This is a genomic window from Pseudomonas sp. BT-42-2 (genome assembly GCF_025847435.2).
Taxonomy (GTDB): Bacteria; Pseudomonadota; Gammaproteobacteria; order Pseudomonadales; family Pseudomonadaceae; genus Aquipseudomonas; species Aquipseudomonas urmiensis.
On the sequence record NZ_JAOYTM010000010.1, the window covers coordinates 38930 to 56131 of the forward strand.

A 17202-nucleotide genomic window follows, 5' to 3' on the forward strand; every position below is an offset into this window, starting at 1 on the left:
GCAGCCGCAGCTGCCGGCCAGTCATTCTTTGCCTGCGATGCGCGCGCCCCAGGTGCGGGCCATGGCGGTCAGCGCCGCTTCGTCCATGCGCGTCAGGCGGCGCTCGTCGAGCAGTTGCTCGCCGGCCACCCAGACATGCCGCGCGCAGTCGCGGCTGGTGGCGTAGATCAATTGTGAAACCGGGTCGTGGACCGGCTGCTGGGCCAGCCCCGACAGGTCGAAGGCCACCAGGTCTGCAGCCTTGCCCACCTCCAGCGAACCGATGCGCGCCTCCAGTCCCAGGGCGCGGGCGCCGTTGAGGGTGGCCATGCGCAGCGCGCGGTGGGCATCCAGCGCCGCTGCAGAGCCAGCGACCGCCTTGGCCAGCAGGGCGGCGGTGCGGGTTTCGCCCAGCAGGTCCAGATCGTTGTTGCTGGCCGCGCCATCGGTGCCTACCGCGACATTGACCCCAGCCTGCCACAGGCGCTCGACCGGGCAGAAGCCGCTGGCCAGCTTGAGGTTGGACTCCGGGCAGTGGATCACGCTGGTGTTGCTTTCTACCAGTAGCGCCAGATCGTCGTCGCTGATCTGGGTCATGTGCACCGTTTGCAGGTTGGGGCCCAGCAGGCCCAGCCGAGCCAGCCGGGCCAGCGGCCGCTCGCCATGCTCGGCCACGGCCTGCTCGACCTCGCTGGCGGTTTCGTGGATATGCATGTGCAGCGGCGCATCCAATTGGTCGGCGATCACCCGGATCTTCTCCAGGTTCTGGTCGTTGACCGTATACGGAGCGTGCGGGCCGAGGGCGATGGTGATGCGCGGGTGATGGCGCAAATCGCCGAACAGCTCGATGGCCAGGTGCAGGCCTTCGTCCGGCGTGCGCGCGCCAGGGATCGGGAAGTCCAGCAGCGGCACCGCCACCTGGGCACGGATGCCACTACGGTGGACCCGGTCGCAGGCCTCGCGGGGGTAGAAATACATGTCGGCGAAGCAGGTGACGCCGCCTTTGAGCTGCTCGGCGATGGCCAGGTCCGTGCCATCACGGACGAACCCTTCATCGACCCAGCGCCCCTCGGCGGGCCAGATGTGTTCGTGCAGCCAGGTCATCAAGGGCAAGTCGTCAGCCAGGCCACGGAACAAAGTCATGGCGGCGTGGCCATGGGCGTTGACCAGGCCAGGGCAGAGCAGGCAATCGGGCAGCTCGCGCACCTCGTTGGCCGCCGGTGCGCGCTCGCGCGGGCCGATCCAGGCGATCAGGCCGTCGCGCAGGCCCAGGGCATGGCCTTCCAGTACTACCCCGGCCGGTTCCACAGGTACCAGCCAAGCCGGCACCAGCAGCAGGTCGAGGGGAGTGGAGGGCGTGGGCATGCGTGGGCTACCTGCAACGTTTGGGCGGAACGCGCAGTATACCCGAGCGCCCGCGGCTGAGGCTCGCTATAATCGCCGCCTTTTGATCACCGAACGACGGGGAGAGGCGATGCGCGAGCGACTTTTGGCGGCGGAGAAGGTGACCGGCATCCAGTGGCGTGACGGCACCCTGCATCTGCTCGACCAGCGCCTGTTGCCGTCGCAAGAGCACTGGCTGGCTTGCGCCGATGTAGCCGACGTGGTCAAGGCGATCCAGGGTATGGCGGTGCGTGGCGCGCCAGCGATTGGCATCAGCGCCGCCTACGGCCTGGTGCTGGCCCTGCGCGATCGGCTGGCCGAGGATGACGACTGGGAAATGGCCCTGGAGGAGGATTTTCTCGCCCTGGCCGAGTCGCGCCCGACCGCCGCCAACTTGTTCTGGTCGCTCAACCGCATGCGTGATCGCCTGCAGCGCCTGCGCCCGGATGAAGATGTGCTGGCGGTAATGGAGGCCGAAGCCGTGGCGATCCATGAAAGCGACCGTGAAGCCAACCTGACCATGGCCCAGTACGGCATCGAGCAGATCCGCCGCCATCAGGGCAACGAGCAGACCCTGCTCACCCACGGCAATGCCGGGGCCTTGGCCAGCGGCGGCTTTGGCACGGCGCTGGGGGTGATTCGTGCAGCCTTCCTCGAAGGGATGGTCGAGCGCGTGTATGTCGGCGAAACCCGCCCTTGGTTGCAGGGTTCGCGCCTGACTACCTGGGAGCTGGCCCACGAAGGCATCCCGGCGACGCTCTGCGCGGATTCGGCGATGGCCCACCTGATGAAGGTCAAGGGCATCACCTGGGTGGTGGTTGGCGCCGACTGCATCGCTGCCAATGGCGATGTGGCCAGCAAGATCGGCACTTACCAGATGGCGGTGGCGGCAATGCACCACGGTGTGCGCTTCATGGTCGTGGCGCCGAGCACCAGTATCGACCTGAACCTGGCGACGGGTGATGACATTCCACTGGAAGAGCGCGATGCCGACGAGTTGCTGGATGTCGCGGCCAGCCGCTTCGCCGCGGAGGTGGAGGTGTTCAATCCGGTGTTCGACGTGACCCCGGCGGATCTGGTCGATGTGATCGTGACCGAAAAAGGCATCGTCGAGCGGCCAGACACCGCCAAGCTTGCCCAATTGATGTGCCGTAAGCGCCTGCATTGATCAGGTAATTGTTGTGGAGGGGGCTGCTTTGCAGCCCTTCGCGGGCAAGCCCGCTCCCACAGGGATAGCGCCGTTCTGTGCGACAGCGATATGCCTGTGGGAGCGGGTTTGCCCGCGAAGGGCCGCAAAGCGGCCCCCAGGTTTATCAAGGCACATCTTCTTGTCACTTGACGCTTCAAGCCTGTCGCTCGCTTTTGGCCTTTGTGATACCATCCGGCAGTTTCCAAGGCCGCCCATTGAGGTGGTCTTCATTGCGCAGATCCAAGGCACAACCTATTGATTTGTCGTAAGTCGTCGCACCACTGTGCGCTGCGGCGACGAGCTTCGTTCGTCCTTGATGGACTTGGACGAGGTTTCACCAGAAAAAGGAATCAGGCTTCTCATGGGCGAACTGGCCAAAGAAATCCTCCCGGTCAATATCGAAGACGAACTGAGACAGTCTTACCTCGACTACGCGATGAGCGTGATTGTCGGGCGTGCACTGCCCGATGCGCGTGACGGCTTGAAACCCGTGCATCGCCGCGTTCTCTATGCGATGAGCGAGCTGGGCAACGACTGGAACAAACCGTACAAGAAGTCCGCCCGTGTGGTCGGTGACGTCATCGGTAAGTACCACCCGCACGGCGACACTGCGGTCTACGACACTATCGTGCGTATGGCCCAGCCGTTCTCGCTGCGCTACCTGCTGGTCGACGGTCAGGGCAACTTCGGTTCGGTCGACGGCGATAACGCCGCAGCGATGCGATACACCGAAGTGCGCATGACCAAGCTGGCCCACGAGCTGCTGGCCGACCTGCATAAAGAAACGGTCGACTGGGTGCCCAACTATGACGGCACCGAGCAGATCCCGGCGGTCATGCCAACGCGGATTCCAAACCTGCTGGTCAACGGTTCCAGCGGTATTGCCGTGGGCATGGCGACCAACATCCCGCCGCACAACCTCGGCGAGGTCATCGACGGCTGCCTGGCGCTGATCGACAACTCGGAAATCACCGTCGATGAGCTGATGCAGTTCATCCCTGGCCCTGACTTCCCAACGGCTGGCCTGATCAATGGTCGGTCCGGCATCATCGAGGCCTATCGCACCGGCCGTGGCCGCATCTATATGCGCGCCCGCTCCGAGATCGAGGACATCGACAAGGTCGGTGGTCGCCAGCAGATCGTCATCACCGAGCTGCCGTACCAGCTGAACAAGGCCCGTCTGATCGAGAAGATCGCCGAGCTGGTCAAAGAGAAAAAACTCGAAGGTATCACCGAGCTGCGCGATGAGTCCGACAAGGACGGCATGCGCATCGTCATCGAGCTGCGTCGCGGCGAAGTGCCAGAGGTGATCCTCAACAACCTCTATGCCCAGACCCAGCTGCAAAGCGTATTCGGCATCAACATCGTCGCCCTGATCGACGGTCGTCCGCGCCTGCTCAACCTCAAGGACTTGCTCGAAGCGTTCGTCCGTCACCGCCGTGAAGTGGTGACCCGTCGTACCGTGTTCGAGCTGCGCAAGGCCCGTGAACGTGGCCATATCCTTGAAGGCCAGGCGGTTGCGCTGTCCAACATCGATCCGGTCATCGCCCTGATCAAGGCCTCGCCGACCCCGTCCGAAGCCAAGGAAGCCCTGGTTACCACGCCTTGGGAGTCCAGCGCCGTACAGGTCATGGTCGAGCGCGCCGGCGCCGATGCCTGCCGTCCGGAAGACCTCGATCCGCAATACGGCATGCGCGACGGCAAGTACTTCCTGTCGCCGGAACAGGCCCAGGCCATTCTTGACCTGCGTCTGCACCGCCTGACCGGTCTCGAGCACGAGAAGCTGCTGGCCGAGTACCAAGAGATTCTCGACCAGATCGGCGAGCTGATCCGCATCCTCAGCAGCGCCGAGCGCCTGATGGAAGTGATCCGCGAAGAGCTCGAAGCGATCCGCGCCGAGTACGGCGATGTGCGCCGCACCGAAATCCTCGATGCCCGTCACGACCTCAGCTACGGCGACATGATCCCGGAAGAAGAGCGCGTGGTGACCATCTCCCACGGTGGTTATGCCAAGACCCAGCCGTTGTCCGCCTACCAGGCCCAGCGCCGTGGCGGCAAAGGCAAGTCGGCTACCGGCGTCAAGGACGAGGACTACATCGAGCACCTGCTGGTCGCCAACAGCCACGCCACCCTGTTGCTGTTCTCCAGCAAGGGCAAGGTGTACTGGCTCAAGACCTACGACATTCCCGAAGCGTCCCGCGCTGCCCGGGGTCGTCCGCTGGTCAACCTGCTGCCGCTGGAGGAGGGTGAAGGTATCACCGCCATGCTGCAGATCGACCTCGAAGCGCTGCAGCAGAGCGCTGGCGTCGATGAAGACATCGACGATGCCGACGACACCGTGCTCGAAGGCGAGGTGGTCGAGCCAGAAGAAATCGACGAAGAAGACGGCGATACGCCGGAACTGGTCGCCGAACCGACTGGCGCCTACATCTTCATGGCTACCGCTTCGGGTACCGTCAAGAAGACCCCGCTGGTGCAGTTCGCCCGTCCGCGCTCCAATGGCCTGATCGCCCTGAAGCTCAAGGAAGGTGACACCCTGATCGCCGCGGCCATCACCGACGGCGCCAAGGAAGTCATGATGTTCTCCGACGCTGGCAAGGTGATTCGCTTCGCCGAGAGCGTGGTCCGTGAAATGGGCCGTACCGCACGCGGCGTACGCGGCATGAAGCTGGGCAAAGGCCAGCGGATCATCTCGATGCTGATCCCAGAGTCCGGCGCGCAGATTCTCACCGCCTCCGAGCGTGGCTTCGGCAAGCGCACACCGCTGTCCAAGTTCCCACGTCGCGGCCGTGGTGGCCAGGGCGTGATCGCCATGGGTACCAAGGGGCGCAACGGTCTGTTGATCGGGGCGATCCAGGTCCAGGACGGTGAAGAGATCATGCTGATCTCCGACCAGGGTACGTTGGTGCGTACCCGGGTGGGCGAGGTCTCCAGCCTGGGTCGTAACACCCAGGGTGTGACCCTGATCAAGCTGGCCAGCGACGAGACCCTGGTGGGGCTCGAGCGGATCCAGGAGCCTTCCGAAGACCTCGATGAACTGATCGAGGGCGAAGAGGGCGTCGAGATCGGCGCGGTGGACGCGGCAGATGACGATGCCGGCGCCGCCGAAGAGGCGCCTCAGGAATAACACAGCGCAACAACCCGGCGGGGCGACCATGGTCGCCCCGCTTACTGAACAGAGCAGAGCGAGAGTGGATGTGAGCAAACGAGCCTTTAACTTCTGCGCAGGCCCTGCTGCGCTTCCTGACGCTGTCCTGCAGCGCGCCCAGGCTGAAATGCTGGACTGGCGTGGCAAGGGCTTGTCGGTGATGGAGATGAGCCATCGCAGCGACGACTACGTGGCCATCGCTGAAAAGGCCGAGCAAGACCTGCGTGACCTGCTGTCCGTCCCCTCCAACTATAAAGTCCTGTTCCTGCAGGGTGGTGCCAGCCAGCAGTTTGCCGAGATCCCGCTGAACCTGCTGCCGGAAACCGGCACTGCCGACTACATCGAAACCGGCATCTGGTCGAAAAAAGCCATCGAAGAAGCGCGCCGCTTCGGCAACATCAATGTCGCTGCCAGCGCCAAGGGCTACGACTACCTGGCCATTCCAGGCCAGAACGAATGGAACCTGACCAAGAACGCCGCATACGTCCACTATGCCTCCAACGAAACCATCGGCGGCCTGCAGTTTGACTGGGTGCCGGCGACCGGTGACGTGCCGTTGGTGGTCGACATGTCGTCCGACATCCTCTCGCGTCCGATCAACGTTGCCGACTACGGACTGATCTACGCCGGTGCGCAGAAGAACATCGGCCCAAGCGGCCTGGTGGTGGTGATCGTGCGCGAAGACCTGCTCGGTCGCGCCCGCAGCAGCTGCCCGACCATGCTCGACTACAAGGTTTCGGCCGACAACGGCTCGATGTACAACACCCCGGCTACTTACTCCTGGTACCTCTCGGGCCTGGTGTTCGAGTGGCTCAAGGAGCAGGGTGGCGTCGAGGCCATGGAAGCACGCAACCGCGCCAAGAAAGACCGTCTGTACGGTTTCATCGATGCCAGCGACTTCTACACCAACCCGATCAGCGTCAACGCCCGTTCGTGGATGAACGTACCGTTCCGCCTGGCTGACGAGCGCCTGGACAAGGCCTTCCTCGCCGGTGCTGACGCGCGCGGCCTGCTCAACCTCAAGGGGCACCGTTCGGTCGGCGGCATGCGTGCCTCGATCTACAACGCCCTGGGTCTGGACGCCGTTGAAGCGCTGGTCGGCTACATGGCCGAATTCGAGAAGGAGCACGCTTGATGGCCGAGCAGGAACTCAAGGCGCTGCGCGTACGCATCGACAGCCTCGACGAGAAGATCCTCGAGCTGATCAGCGAGCGTGCCCGCTGCGCCCAGGAAGTGGCCAAGGTCAAGACCGCCACCCTGGCAGAAGGCGAGAAGCCGGTGTTCTATCGCCCTGAGCGCGAAGCTGCTGTGCTCAAGCGCGTCATGGAGCGCAACAAGGGGCCGCTGGGTAACGAAGAGATGGCGCGGCTGTTCCGCGAAATCATGTCCTCGTGCCTGGCCCTGGAAGAGCCGCTCAAGGTCGCCTACCTCGGCCCTGAAGGTACCTTCACCCAGGCAGCGGCGATGAAGCACTTTGGTCACGCCGTGATCAGCAAGCCGATGGCAGCGATCGACGAGGTGTTCCGCGAAGTGGCAGCTGGCGCGGTCAACTTCGGCGTCGTGCCGGTGGAGAACTCCACCGAAGGTGCGGTCAGCCACACCCTCGACAGCTTCCTCGAGCACGACATGGTCATCTGCGGTGAAGTCGAGCTGCGTATTCACCACCACCTGTTGGTGGGTGAGAACACCAAGACCGACAGCATCACCCGCATCTACTCCCACGCCCAATCGCTGGCCCAGTGCCGCAAGTGGCTGGACGCCCATTACCCGAATGTCGAGCGCGTGGCGGTATCAAGCAACGCCGAGGCGGCCAAGCGGGTCAAGGGTGAGTGGAATTCGGCAGCGATCGCCGGTGACATGGCGGCCAACCTGTATGGTTTGACCCGCCTGGCGGAGAAGATCGAAGACCGTCCGGACAACTCCACCCGGTTCTTGATGATCGGCAGCCAGGAAGTCCCGCCGACCGGCGACGACAAGACCTCGATCATTGTCTCGATGAGCAACAAGCCCGGTGCGCTGCATGAGCTGCTGGTGCCGTTCCATGACAATGGCATCGACCTGACTCGCATCGAGACTCGTCCGTCGCGTAGCGGCAAGTGGACGTACGTGTTCTTCATCGACTTCGTGGGTCATCACCGCGATCCGCTGATCAAGGCGGTGCTGGAGAAGATCAGTCAGGAAGCCGTTGCGCTGAAAGTGCTGGGCTCGTATCCGAAGGCGGTACTCTGAGGTTGAAACGGGTCTGTGAGGGTGATAGGGCCGCTGCGCGCCCCTTCGCGGCGGTTCGGCGCCCCGACAAGCCCGCTCCCGCAGGGTTCTGTGCTGTACCTGATCTTGTGCACGACACAAATCCCTGTGGGAGCGGGCTTGTCGGGGCGCCGAACCGCCGCGAAGGGGCGCGCAGCGGCCCCAGCCCCTCAAATTACCTGCATGGTTTCATCCGGCAGCAGGCTGCCGTTCTGAACAGGGTTCGCACTCGTGGTTGATGTGGTAGCAAACAAATCCGCGCCGATTATCGGTCGCCTGGTAGTCGTCGGCCTCGGCCTGATCGGCGGCTCGTTCGCCAAGGGCCTGCGCGAAAGCGGCCTGTGCCGCGAAGTGGTCGGTGTCGATCTCGACGCACCCTCACGCAAACAGGCAGTAGCGCTAGGCGTGGTCGACCGCTGCGAAGAAGACTTGGCGGCCGCCTGCGTCGGCGCCGACGTCATCCAGCTGGCCGTGCCAATCCTGGCCATGGAAAAAGTCCTCGCGCGCCTGGCCCAGCTCGATCTCGGCGACGCAGTCATCACCGATGTCGGCAGCGCCAAGTGCAACGTGGTACGCGCCGCCCGCGAAGTGCTCGGTGCGTCCCTGCCGCGCTTCGTCCCCGGTCACCCGATAGCCGGCTCCGAGCAGAGCGGGGTGGAGGCGTCCAATGCGACGCTGTTCCGCCGCCATAAAGTCATCCTCACGCCTCTGGCTGAAACCGACCCTGCCGCGCTGGCGCTGGTCGATCGCCTGTGGCGCGCGCTGGATGCAGATGTCGAGCACATGCCGGTGGAGCGCCACGACGAAGTGCTGGCCGCCACCAGTCACCTGCCGCACCTGCTGGCGTTTGGTCTGGTCGACTCGCTGGCCAAGCGCAATGAAAACCTCGAGATCTTCCGGTACGCTGCGGGAGGCTTCCGCGATTTCACGAGAATCGCCGGTAGCGACCCGATCATGTGGCACGACATCTTCCTCGCCAACCGCGAAGCTGTCCTGCGCACCCTTGATACATTTCGTAGCGACCTCGACGCCTTGCGCGACGCGGTCGATGCAGGGGACGGGCACCAGTTGCTGGGTGTATTCACCCGCGCTCGGGTTGCCCGCGAGCATTTCAGTAAAATCTTGGCCCGTCGGGCCTATGTGGACGCTATGAACGCCAACGATCTGATTTTCCTGGCCCAACCTGGTGGCCGCGTGTCCGGACGGATCCGCGTTCCAGGCGACAAGTCGATTTCCCATCGCTCGATCATGCTCGGCTCGCTGGCCGAAGGCACCACCGAGGTCGAAGGCTTCCTTGAAGGCGAGGACGCCCTGGCGACCCTGCAGGCCTTCCGCGACATGGGTGTGGTCATCGAAGGCCCCAACCATGGTCGGGTGACCATTCATGGCGTCGGCCTGCATGGCCTCAAGCCGCCGCCTGGGCCAATCTATGTTGGCAACTCCGGCACCTCGATGCGCCTGCTCTCTGGCCTGCTCGCCGGCCAGCCGTTCGACGTGACCATGACCGGTGATGCTTCGCTGTCCAAGCGCCCGATGAACCGCGTGGCCAACCCGCTGCGGGAAATGGGCGCCGTGGTCGAGACCGGCCCGGACGGCCGTCCACCGCTGACCATTCGCGGTGGGCAAAAGCTCAAGGCGCTGACCTACACGCTGCCGATGGCCAGTGCCCAGGTCAAATCCTGCCTGCTGCTGGCAGGGCTGTACGCCGAAGGCAAAACCACCGTCACTGAGCCTGCGCCGACCCGTGACCATACCGAGCGCATGCTGCGCGGCTTTGGCTATGCCGTTGAGTCCGACGGCCCGGTCGCCTCGCTGCAGGCTGGCGGCAAGCTGACGGCAACCCGTATCGAAGTCCCGGCAGATATCTCTTCGGCGGCGTTCTTCCTGGTCGCGGCGTCGATTGCCGAGGGTTCCGAGCTGGTGCTGGAGCACGTTGGCATCAACCCGACCCGTACCGGCGTGATCGACATCCTGCGCTTGATGGGCGGCGACATCACCCTGGAAAACCAGCGTGAAGTCGGCGGTGAGCCAGTGGCTGACCTGCGCGTGCGCGGGGCCAAGCTCAAAGGTATCGAGATCCCTGAAGAACTGGTGCCGCTGGCCATCGACGAATTCCCCGTGCTGTTCGTCGCCGCTGCCTGCGCCGAAGGGCGCACCATCCTGCGTGGCGCCGAAGAGCTGCGGGTCAAGGAATCGGACCGTATCCAAGTCATGGCTGACGGCCTGATCACCCTGGGCGTGAAGTGCCAACCGACCCCGGACGGCATCATCATCGACGGCGGCCCGATCGGCGGCGGCGAAGTGCATGGCCACGGCGACCACCGTATCGCCATGGCCTTCAGCGTTGCCTCGCTGCGCGCCACTGCGCCGGTACGCATCCATGACTGCGCCAACGTCGCCACCTCGTTCCCGAACTTCCTCGCCCTGTGCGCCGAAGTTGGCATCCGCGTCGCGCAAGAGGCTCAATCGTGAATTCGCAAGCCCCCGTCATCACCATCGACGGACCTAGCGGTTCGGGTAAAGGTACCGTAGCCGGACTGCTCGCCCGCGAGCTCGGCTGGCGCCTGCTCGACTCCGGCGCGCTGTACCGTTTGCTGGCGTTCAACGCCAGCAACCATGGCGTCGACCTGACCAACGAAGAGCTGCTCAAGGCCCTGGCCGCCCATCTGGATGTGCAGTTCATCGCGGCTGAACCCGGTAAGCTGCAACAGATCATCCTTGAGGGTGAAGACGTCAGCAATGTCATCCGCACCGAGACAGTTGGCGCCGGCGCCTCGATGGTGGCTTCGCTGCCGGCAGTGCGTGAAGCCTTGCTGCAGCGTCAGCGCGCCTTCCGCGAAGCCCCCGGGTTGATCGCCGATGGCCGTGACATGGGCACCGTGGTGTTCCCCGATGCGCCCTTGAAAGTGTTCCTCACCGCCAGCGCGGAGGAACGCGCTCGACGCCGTTATTTGCAGTTGAAGGGCAAGGGCGAAGATGTTAGTCTGGCGAGTCTCCTGGATGAGATACGTGCGCGCGATGAGCGTGACACCCAGCGTGCAGTGGCCCCGCTCAAGCCGGCGGCCGATGCGATTCAGCTGGACTCGACAGAGTTGTCCATCGAGCAGGTGTTGCAACGCATCAGAAGTGAGCTCGCCCTTCGCGACCTCATTTGATGACAGGAAAGCAGGCAGGGGCACCAGTCAACGTCCTGCCCGCTTTCCTTTACATAACGAAACCCACATTGTCTGGAATGTGGCTAGGGGCGTTTCCTTCGCCCAAATCTACAGGAATTAAAATGAGCGAAAGCTTTGCAGAACTCTTTGAAGAAAGCCTGAAAACCCTCAATCTTCAGCCGGGTGCGATCATCACCGGTATCGTTGTCGACATCGACGGCGACTGGGTTACCGTACACGCTGGCCTGAAGTCCGAGGGCGTCATCCCGCTCGAGCAGTTCTACAACGAAGCTGGCGAGCTGACCATCAAGGTCGGTGACGAAGTTCACGTTGCGCTGGACGCGGTCGAAGACGGCTTTGGCGAAACCAAACTGTCCCGTGAAAAAGCCAAGCGCGCCGAGTGCTGGATTGTTCTGGAAGCAGCTTTCGCCGCCGAAGAAGTGGTCAAGGGCGTTATCAACGGTAAGGTTAAAGGCGGCTTCACTGTCGACGTTAACGGTATCCGTGCGTTCCTGCCAGGTTCGCTGGTTGATGTCCGCCCAGTGCGCGACACCACCCACCTCGAAGGCAAAGAGCTGGAATTCAAGGTCATCAAGCTGGACCAGAAGCGCAACAACGTCGTTGTTTCGCGTCGCAGCGTCCTGGAAGCCGAGAACAGCGCCGAGCGCGAAGCCCTGCTGGAAACCCTGCAGGAAGGCCAACAAGTCAAAGGTATCGTCAAGAACCTCACCGACTACGGCGCATTCGTGGACCTGGGCGGTATCGACGGCCTGCTGCACATCACCGACATGGCTTGGAAGCGTATCAAGCACCCGTCGGAAATTGTCAACGTTGGCGATGAAGTTGATGTTCGCGTCCTGAAGTTCGACCGTGAGCGCAACCGCGTTTCCCTGGGTCTGAAGCAAATGGGCGAAGATCCGTGGGTCGCTATCACTGCACGCTACCCAGAAGGTACTCGCGTACAGGCTCGCGTTACCAACCTGACCGACTACGGCTGCTTCGCTGAGCTGGAAGAAGGCGTTGAAGGTCTGGTACACGTTTCCGAAATGGACTGGACCAACAAAAACATCCACCCGTCGAAAGTCGTTCAGGTTGGCGACGAAGTGGAAGTTATGGTTCTGGACATCGACGAAGAGCGTCGTCGTATCTCCCTGGGCATCAAACAGTGCAAGTCCAACCCATGGGAAGACTTCTCCGGCCAGTTCAACAAGGGTGACAAGATCACCGGTACCATCAAGTCGATCACCGACTTCGGTATCTTCATTGGTCTGGACGGCGGCATCGACGGTCTGGTTCACCTGTCCGACATCTCCTGGAACGAAACCGGCGAAGAAGCCGTACGTCGTTTCAAGAAGGGCGACGAGCTGGAAACCGTCATCCTGTCGGTCGATCCAGAGCGCGAGCGCATCTCCCTGGGTATCAAGCAACTGGAAGACGATCCGTTCTCCAACTTCGTTGCTGTGAACGACAAGGGTGCAATCGTTAAGGGTATCGTCAAAGAAGTTGACGCCAAAGGCGCCATCGTTACCCTGGCCGACGACATCGAAGCCACTCTGAAAGCTTCCGAAATCAGCCGTGACCGCGTCGAAGACGCCCGTAACGTCCTGAAGGAAGGCGAAGAGATCGAAGCTAAGATCATCAGCGTCGACCGTAAGTCCCGCGTTATCAGCCTGTCGATCAAATCGAAAGACGACGCTGAAGAGCGCGAAGCTATCCAGAGCCTGAAAGCGGCTCCAGAAGCTGCTGCCGACACCACCATGGCTGCGCTGCTGCGCGAAGCAATGGCCAAACAGAACTGAGTTCTGTTTGATCGGTAAAAGAAGGGCGACTTAGGTCGCCCTTTTTTATTGTCCGCCTTTTAAGCCCCTCTCTCCCGCCGAGTACTGGCACTCATCGCCTAGGAGATCACTTAGCCCTTGCGGGCTGCGCTGCCGCGCAGGGAGCAGGTTCCAGCGTGGGAGCGGGCTTGCCCCGCGATAGCGCTTAATCAGGCAATGATGTCGACCCTGCTAATGCCAGCGCCGGCCAGGCTCGCCTACAGCAGTTGTATATGCCTAAAGCGCGCTGTAGGCATTGCCTTGGCTGCGATGGGCTGCAAAGCAGCCCCAGAGGCCCTAACCCCTCCATCCCCGTGTGGCACCCCACGCCCCAGCACTGTGCGCACCCTCATCTCCCACTGCACCAATCTTGAATTTTTTTATTAAGTCAAGAACCGCCCTGTTCAAATCCCCCAGAGCGTGCTACAAACTGGTTAAGCAATGATCTAGCTGCTTGATAACGAAGGGAAAAATATGACGAAGTCGGAGCTGATCGAACGTATTGTCACCCATCAAGGGCTGCTCTCGTCCAAGGACGTCGAGCTGGCCATCAAGACCATGCTTGAGCAGATGTCGCAATGCCTGGCCACTGGCGATCGCATCGAGATCCGTGGATTTGGCAGCTTCTCTCTGCACTATCGCGCTCCCCGGGTAGGGCGCAACCCCAAGACCGGCCAGTCGGTGAGCCTCGAAGGCAAGTTCGTGCCGCACTTCAAACCGGGTAAAGAGCTGCGTGACCGGGTCAATGAAGAAGAGCATGAGGTCCACACCTGATTAGGGAAGGAACAGACTGATGCGTAATCTCAAGCGCGCCCTGGCGGCGTTGTTCGTTCTGCTGCTGGCGGCCGTGGTGCTGTTCTTCGTACTGGAAAACCAGCAAGCGGTCTCACTGGTATTGTTCGGTTGGGCGGCGCCTGCGGTGCCGGTTGCGGTACTGGTACTGGCTGCCCTGGTCGTCGGCCTGGCGGTCGGGCCTTTGCTCGGTGCCTATGGGGTCATGCGCAGCAAGCGCAAAATCCGCGCTTCGGCCCGTCAGGCGGCCGTGGCAGGCAACTAACAGGCGATTCCTACAAGTGCAGCCAATTTTTTCGATTGGCAGGCCGCGCCCAGAATGAAGTAATAGCGCCCTTCATTTTTCTGGCCCGCAAAGGTGTCGCTCGCATGGAATATCCTTTCCTGTCGCACCACGGTGGCACCCGAGGCGTCACCGGCTCCTGCCACCAGCTGCAACTTGATCCCCATACCAGCCTGTTGGTCGATTGTGGGCTCGAGCAAGGTAGTGATGCAGCCCCAGGCGCCGAATTAGCGCCGCTGGGGTTTTCCATCGAGGGTATTCAAGCCCTCATCGTCACGCACGTACACCTGGATCACGTCGGCCGAATCCCTGCCTTATTGGCTGCCGGCTATCGCGGCCCATTCCTGTGTAGCGAGCCCTCTGCAAAACTGCTCCCCCTGATCCTGGAGGATGCCTACAGGCTCGCCGTCAGCAGCGAGCCTGTTCAAGTTGCGCGATACCTGGCGCTACTCGAGAGTCTCGTTACGCCCTTGTCATTTGCTCAGTGGCACAACCTGGTCGAAACTGATGACATGGTGTGTCGCATCCGCCTGCAGCGCGCTGGGCATCTGCTTGGTTCCGCTTATGTCGAATGCGATGTTCAGCGGGCAGGTCAAGCGGGCAGCACGCGTATCGTGTTCTCGGGCGATCTCGGTGCGCCCGACAACCCGCTGTTACGGCCTGTTCAACCACCTGAGCGCGCAGACCTGTTGGTGCTGGAAAGCACCTATGGCGACCGCCTGCACCCTGATCGTAGTGAGCGACAGCAACGTTTGGAAGCCGCGATCGATCGCGCGCTCGCCGATCAAGGCACCATCCTCATACCCGCGTTCAGTCTTGGCCGTACACAGGAACTGCTGTATGAGCTAGAAGACATTCTGCATTGCAAAGGTTTGCTCAGTGCTGAGGGCGAGATCACGGGTAATGACGCCCTCATCTGGTCGCGGCTGCCGATCATCCTCGACTCGCCACTGGCCCTGCGCATGACTCAAGCCTATCGGGAGCTGCATCGGTTCTGGAGCGATGAGGCCAGGCAGCGGTTGAGCGAAGGGCGCAAGCCGCTGGCGTTCGAGCAACTGCTGTGCATCGATAGCCATGCCAAGCATCAGCAGGTGGTCAATTACCTCAAGAGCACCGGGCGGCCGGCGATTGTTATTGCCGGCAACGGCATGTGCTCGGGTGGGCGGATCGTCAATTACCTCAAGGCTATGCTTGGGGATTCGCGGCATGAGGTGATGTTCGTCGGGTATCAGGGGAGGGGGACGCCTGGGGCGGTGATACAGGCTAGTTCAGTGGGGAGCGAATGTGCTTGGGTTGATCTGGATGGAGAAAGGTTTGAAATTCATGCCAAGGTAATGACGCTGGGTGGCTACTCAGCGCATGCAGATCAAGAAGGATTGATCAGGTTCGCGTTGGGTTCAGCGAGCGCGGCCAAGCAGGTCGTGCTAGTGCACGGAGAGCGCGAAAGCAAGAACGTGTTGGCGAAGGCTCTGGCGCACAGGTTTGCGCAGCTTGGAAATGAGGTAAATGTCACAGTTCCGCCATGACCGGCTGGCGGAGTGGCGAGCGTTAGTCGAAAAAGGAGGAACTTTCCTGCGAGAGGCCCTCTCTATTACTGATTAACGCTTTTGGAGTGAAGAGTGGCGAGCATATTGGCAAATTGCCGCTACGCTTCATCAGGGCAGGCGACACGCCACGGAGTGGCTCAGTCGGGCCTGTTCAGGAATGTACGTAACCAGACGGACCCAAGGAATATTAGAATAAATGCGCAATGAACCTGAGCGCCGCTATGGTGATGATGAGATTGATCTGTTCGAGCTGGTTGAGGGGTTGTGGAAGCAGAAGGTACTGATCATTTTAACGACGGTCATCGTGACCGCGGCAGCCGTGGCTTACGCGCTGCTTGCTACACCGATCTATGAAGCCAAGGTCTTCGTTCAGCCGCCTTCGCAGAATGATGTGGCTCAGCTGAATTATGGGCGCGGCGGTGACTCTGGGCTTTCGATGCTGGGGGTCAAGGATGTGTACGAGATCTACCTGCGCCATCTGCAATCGGAATCGCTGCGTAGGGAATTCTTCCGATCGATTTATCTGCCCAGTCTTCCGGAAGATGAACGGAAAGGCTCGCAAGACGTTTTGTATGGCCGATTTGAGAATGTCCTAGCGGTTAGTGTCGCAGCGAAGGATACACCAAGTCGTTTTGTTGTGAGGGCGAATGGGCCTGACCCACAGCAAGCTGCTGAATGGGTAGTGCGTTATGTCGAAATGGCCGGGCAACGCGGTGTTCGGGAGGTGATCAAGGACGTAAAGGCAGATGCTACGATCAAGGCGAACAATTTGGAGCAGCGAATTAGCGCTGCTAGAGAAAGCGCACGAAAGCAGCGTGAAGACCAAATCGCCCAGTTGACTGAAGCATTGCGCGTCGCTAAGTCAATCGGACTGGAGAAACCCCCCATCATATCCAACAATCTTTCACGGGAAGTATCTGCCGGGATGGATGGGGCGTTGACCTATATGAGGGGAAGCAAGGCTATTGAGGCAGAAATCAATAACCTACGTACACGGGGATCTGATGACCCGTTTGTACACAACCTGCGTCAGCAAGAGGAAGCGGCTGCCTTTTATCGTGGGTTAGACATCGGTCAGGGTGTGGTGCAGGTCTTTCGTCAGGATGGTGCGATCGAGCTGCCAGACAAGCCTATCAAGCCTCGACGACTGATTATTGTATTGCTTGGCTCTCTAGCTGGCGGCGTGCTGGGGGTGGGGCTGGCGTTGATCCTGCACTTACGAAGCAAGGTCAAAGCGCGACCGAAACTCTAAAAATAGTAGAGAAACCAGCATCTAGATGCTGGAGAGTTGAGGCCTATACTGCCACAATGATATGTTATTGCGCGCATCGGAGGAGCGTGGGAACTCAATTCCCATCGGATGGATGTGATTGACCTGATTGGTTGTCTAGGTTAGGGAAAGGTCGTAGCCTCGCTATCGGTTGTTCCGGGGCAAGCACGGTGTGATGGCTGCCCTTGATCCAAGATCCTTGAGTTGATTCCAGTCGATCAAGCGTACTTTAAAGAGCTATCTCGTCCACGGGAGCAATACATAAAATTTGTTAAGCAGATTAGAGAGATGACCGTTGAGCCTTTTAAAAGGCAGTAGTCGTTAAGCATAGCTAGTTTTATTATTAATATTTAAGTGTGCAGTGAGCGCTATTTTTTAAGTGTGTAAAATTA

At 61.1% G+C, this 17202-nt stretch carries 12 protein-coding genes; 11 read left to right on the forward strand and 1 reads right to left on the reverse strand.

Features of this window, described 5'->3' with window-relative positions; genetic code table 11:
- Nucleotides 1-21 precede the first annotated feature (21 nt).
- Complete coding sequence (locus tag OIU19_RS11940) at nucleotides 22-1344, reverse strand: TRZ/ATZ family hydrolase (RefSeq protein WP_264235172.1); 1323 nt, start codon at nucleotides 1342-1344, stop codon at nucleotides 22-24.
- A gap of 109 nt (nucleotides 1345-1453) precedes the next feature.
- Here OIU19_RS11940 and mtnA point away from each other — a divergent pair, with 109 nt between their 5' ends.
- From mtnA to OIU19_RS11995, 11 genes are all read left to right on the forward strand, one after another.
- Nucleotides 1454-2530, forward strand: a complete 1077-nt coding sequence (mtnA, locus tag OIU19_RS11945; RefSeq protein WP_264235173.1) for an S-methyl-5-thioribose-1-phosphate isomerase — start codon at nucleotides 1454-1456, stop codon at nucleotides 2528-2530.
- A gap of 382 nt (nucleotides 2531-2912) precedes the next feature.
- Nucleotides 2913-5678, forward strand: a complete 2766-nt coding sequence (gyrA, locus tag OIU19_RS11950) for a DNA gyrase subunit A (protein ID WP_264235174.1) — start codon at nucleotides 2913-2915, stop codon at nucleotides 5676-5678.
- A gap of 70 nt (nucleotides 5679-5748) precedes the next feature.
- A complete protein-coding gene (serC, locus tag OIU19_RS11955) occupies nucleotides 5749-6834 on the forward strand; it encodes a 3-phosphoserine/phosphohydroxythreonine transaminase (protein ID WP_264235175.1) in 1086 nt (361 codons plus the stop codon).
- The gene (pheA, locus tag OIU19_RS11960) at nucleotides 6834-7928 is read left to right on the forward strand and encodes a prephenate dehydratase (RefSeq protein WP_186554757.1); all 1095 of its coding nucleotides are present in this window, start codon (nucleotides 6834-6836) and stop codon (nucleotides 7926-7928) included. Before serC ends, pheA begins: the two co-directional genes overlap by 1 nt.
- Nucleotides 7929-8210: 282 nt before the next feature.
- The gene (locus tag OIU19_RS11965; protein ID WP_264235377.1) at nucleotides 8211-10418 is read left to right on the forward strand and encodes a bifunctional prephenate dehydrogenase/3-phosphoshikimate 1-carboxyvinyltransferase; all 2208 of its coding nucleotides are present in this window, start codon (nucleotides 8211-8213) and stop codon (nucleotides 10416-10418) included.
- Entirely contained in the window at nucleotides 10415-11101 is a 687-nt protein-coding gene (cmk, locus tag OIU19_RS11970) for a (d)CMP kinase (RefSeq protein WP_186554759.1), read from the forward strand. Before OIU19_RS11965 ends, cmk begins: the two co-directional genes overlap by 4 nt.
- A gap of 122 nt (nucleotides 11102-11223) precedes the next feature.
- A complete protein-coding gene (gene rpsA, locus OIU19_RS11975) occupies nucleotides 11224-12900 on the forward strand; it encodes a 30S ribosomal protein S1 (RefSeq protein WP_186554760.1) in 1677 nt (558 codons plus the stop codon).
- A 492-nt stretch (nucleotides 12901-13392) separates the two neighbouring features.
- Nucleotides 13393-13692 (forward strand): integration host factor subunit beta, encoded by a 300-nt coding sequence (ihfB, locus tag OIU19_RS11980; RefSeq protein ID WP_186554761.1) that lies wholly within the window; start codon nucleotides 13393-13395, stop codon nucleotides 13690-13692.
- 19 nt (nucleotides 13693-13711) lie between these two features.
- Complete coding sequence (locus OIU19_RS11985; RefSeq protein ID WP_186554762.1) at nucleotides 13712-13975, forward strand: lipopolysaccharide assembly protein LapA domain-containing protein; 264 nt, start codon at nucleotides 13712-13714, stop codon at nucleotides 13973-13975.
- A 104-nt stretch (nucleotides 13976-14079) separates the two neighbouring features.
- Nucleotides 14080-15519 carry an MBL fold metallo-hydrolase gene (locus tag OIU19_RS11990; RefSeq protein ID WP_264235176.1) on the forward strand — a complete coding sequence of 480 codons (1440 nt, stop codon included), beginning with the start codon at nucleotides 14080-14082 and terminating at the stop codon, nucleotides 15517-15519.
- Between the two features lie 217 nt (nucleotides 15520-15736).
- The gene (locus tag OIU19_RS11995) at nucleotides 15737-16792 is read left to right on the forward strand and encodes an LPS O-antigen chain length determinant protein WzzB (protein ID WP_264235177.1); all 1056 of its coding nucleotides are present in this window, start codon (nucleotides 15737-15739) and stop codon (nucleotides 16790-16792) included.
- The last annotated feature ends 410 nt before the right edge of the window (nucleotides 16793-17202 follow it).

Bases quoted from the DNA above. Each gene is read 5' to 3' on its own strand.
- OIU19_RS11990 (WP_264235176.1), top strand. From the start codon at position 14,080: ATGGAATATCCTTTCCTGTCGCACCACGGTGGCACCCGAGGCGTCACC.
- OIU19_RS11995 (WP_264235177.1), top strand. From the start codon at position 15,737: ATGCGCAATGAACCTGAGCGCCGCTATGGTGATGATGAGATTGATCTG.
- pheA (WP_186554757.1), top strand. From the start codon at position 6,834: ATGGCCGAGCAGGAACTCAAGGCGCTGCGCGTACGCATCGACAGCCTC.
- OIU19_RS11940 (WP_264235172.1), bottom strand. From the start codon at position 1,344: ATGCCCACGCCCTCCACTCCCCTCGACCTGCTGCTGGTGCCGGCTTGG.
- rpsA (WP_186554760.1), top strand. From the start codon at position 11,224: ATGAGCGAAAGCTTTGCAGAACTCTTTGAAGAAAGCCTGAAAACCCTC.
- OIU19_RS11985 (WP_186554762.1), top strand. From the start codon at position 13,712: ATGCGTAATCTCAAGCGCGCCCTGGCGGCGTTGTTCGTTCTGCTGCTG.
- mtnA (WP_264235173.1), top strand. From the start codon at position 1,454: ATGCGCGAGCGACTTTTGGCGGCGGAGAAGGTGACCGGCATCCAGTGG.
- gyrA (WP_264235174.1), top strand. From the start codon at position 2,913: ATGGGCGAACTGGCCAAAGAAATCCTCCCGGTCAATATCGAAGACGAA.
- ihfB (WP_186554761.1), top strand. From the start codon at position 13,393: ATGACGAAGTCGGAGCTGATCGAACGTATTGTCACCCATCAAGGGCTG.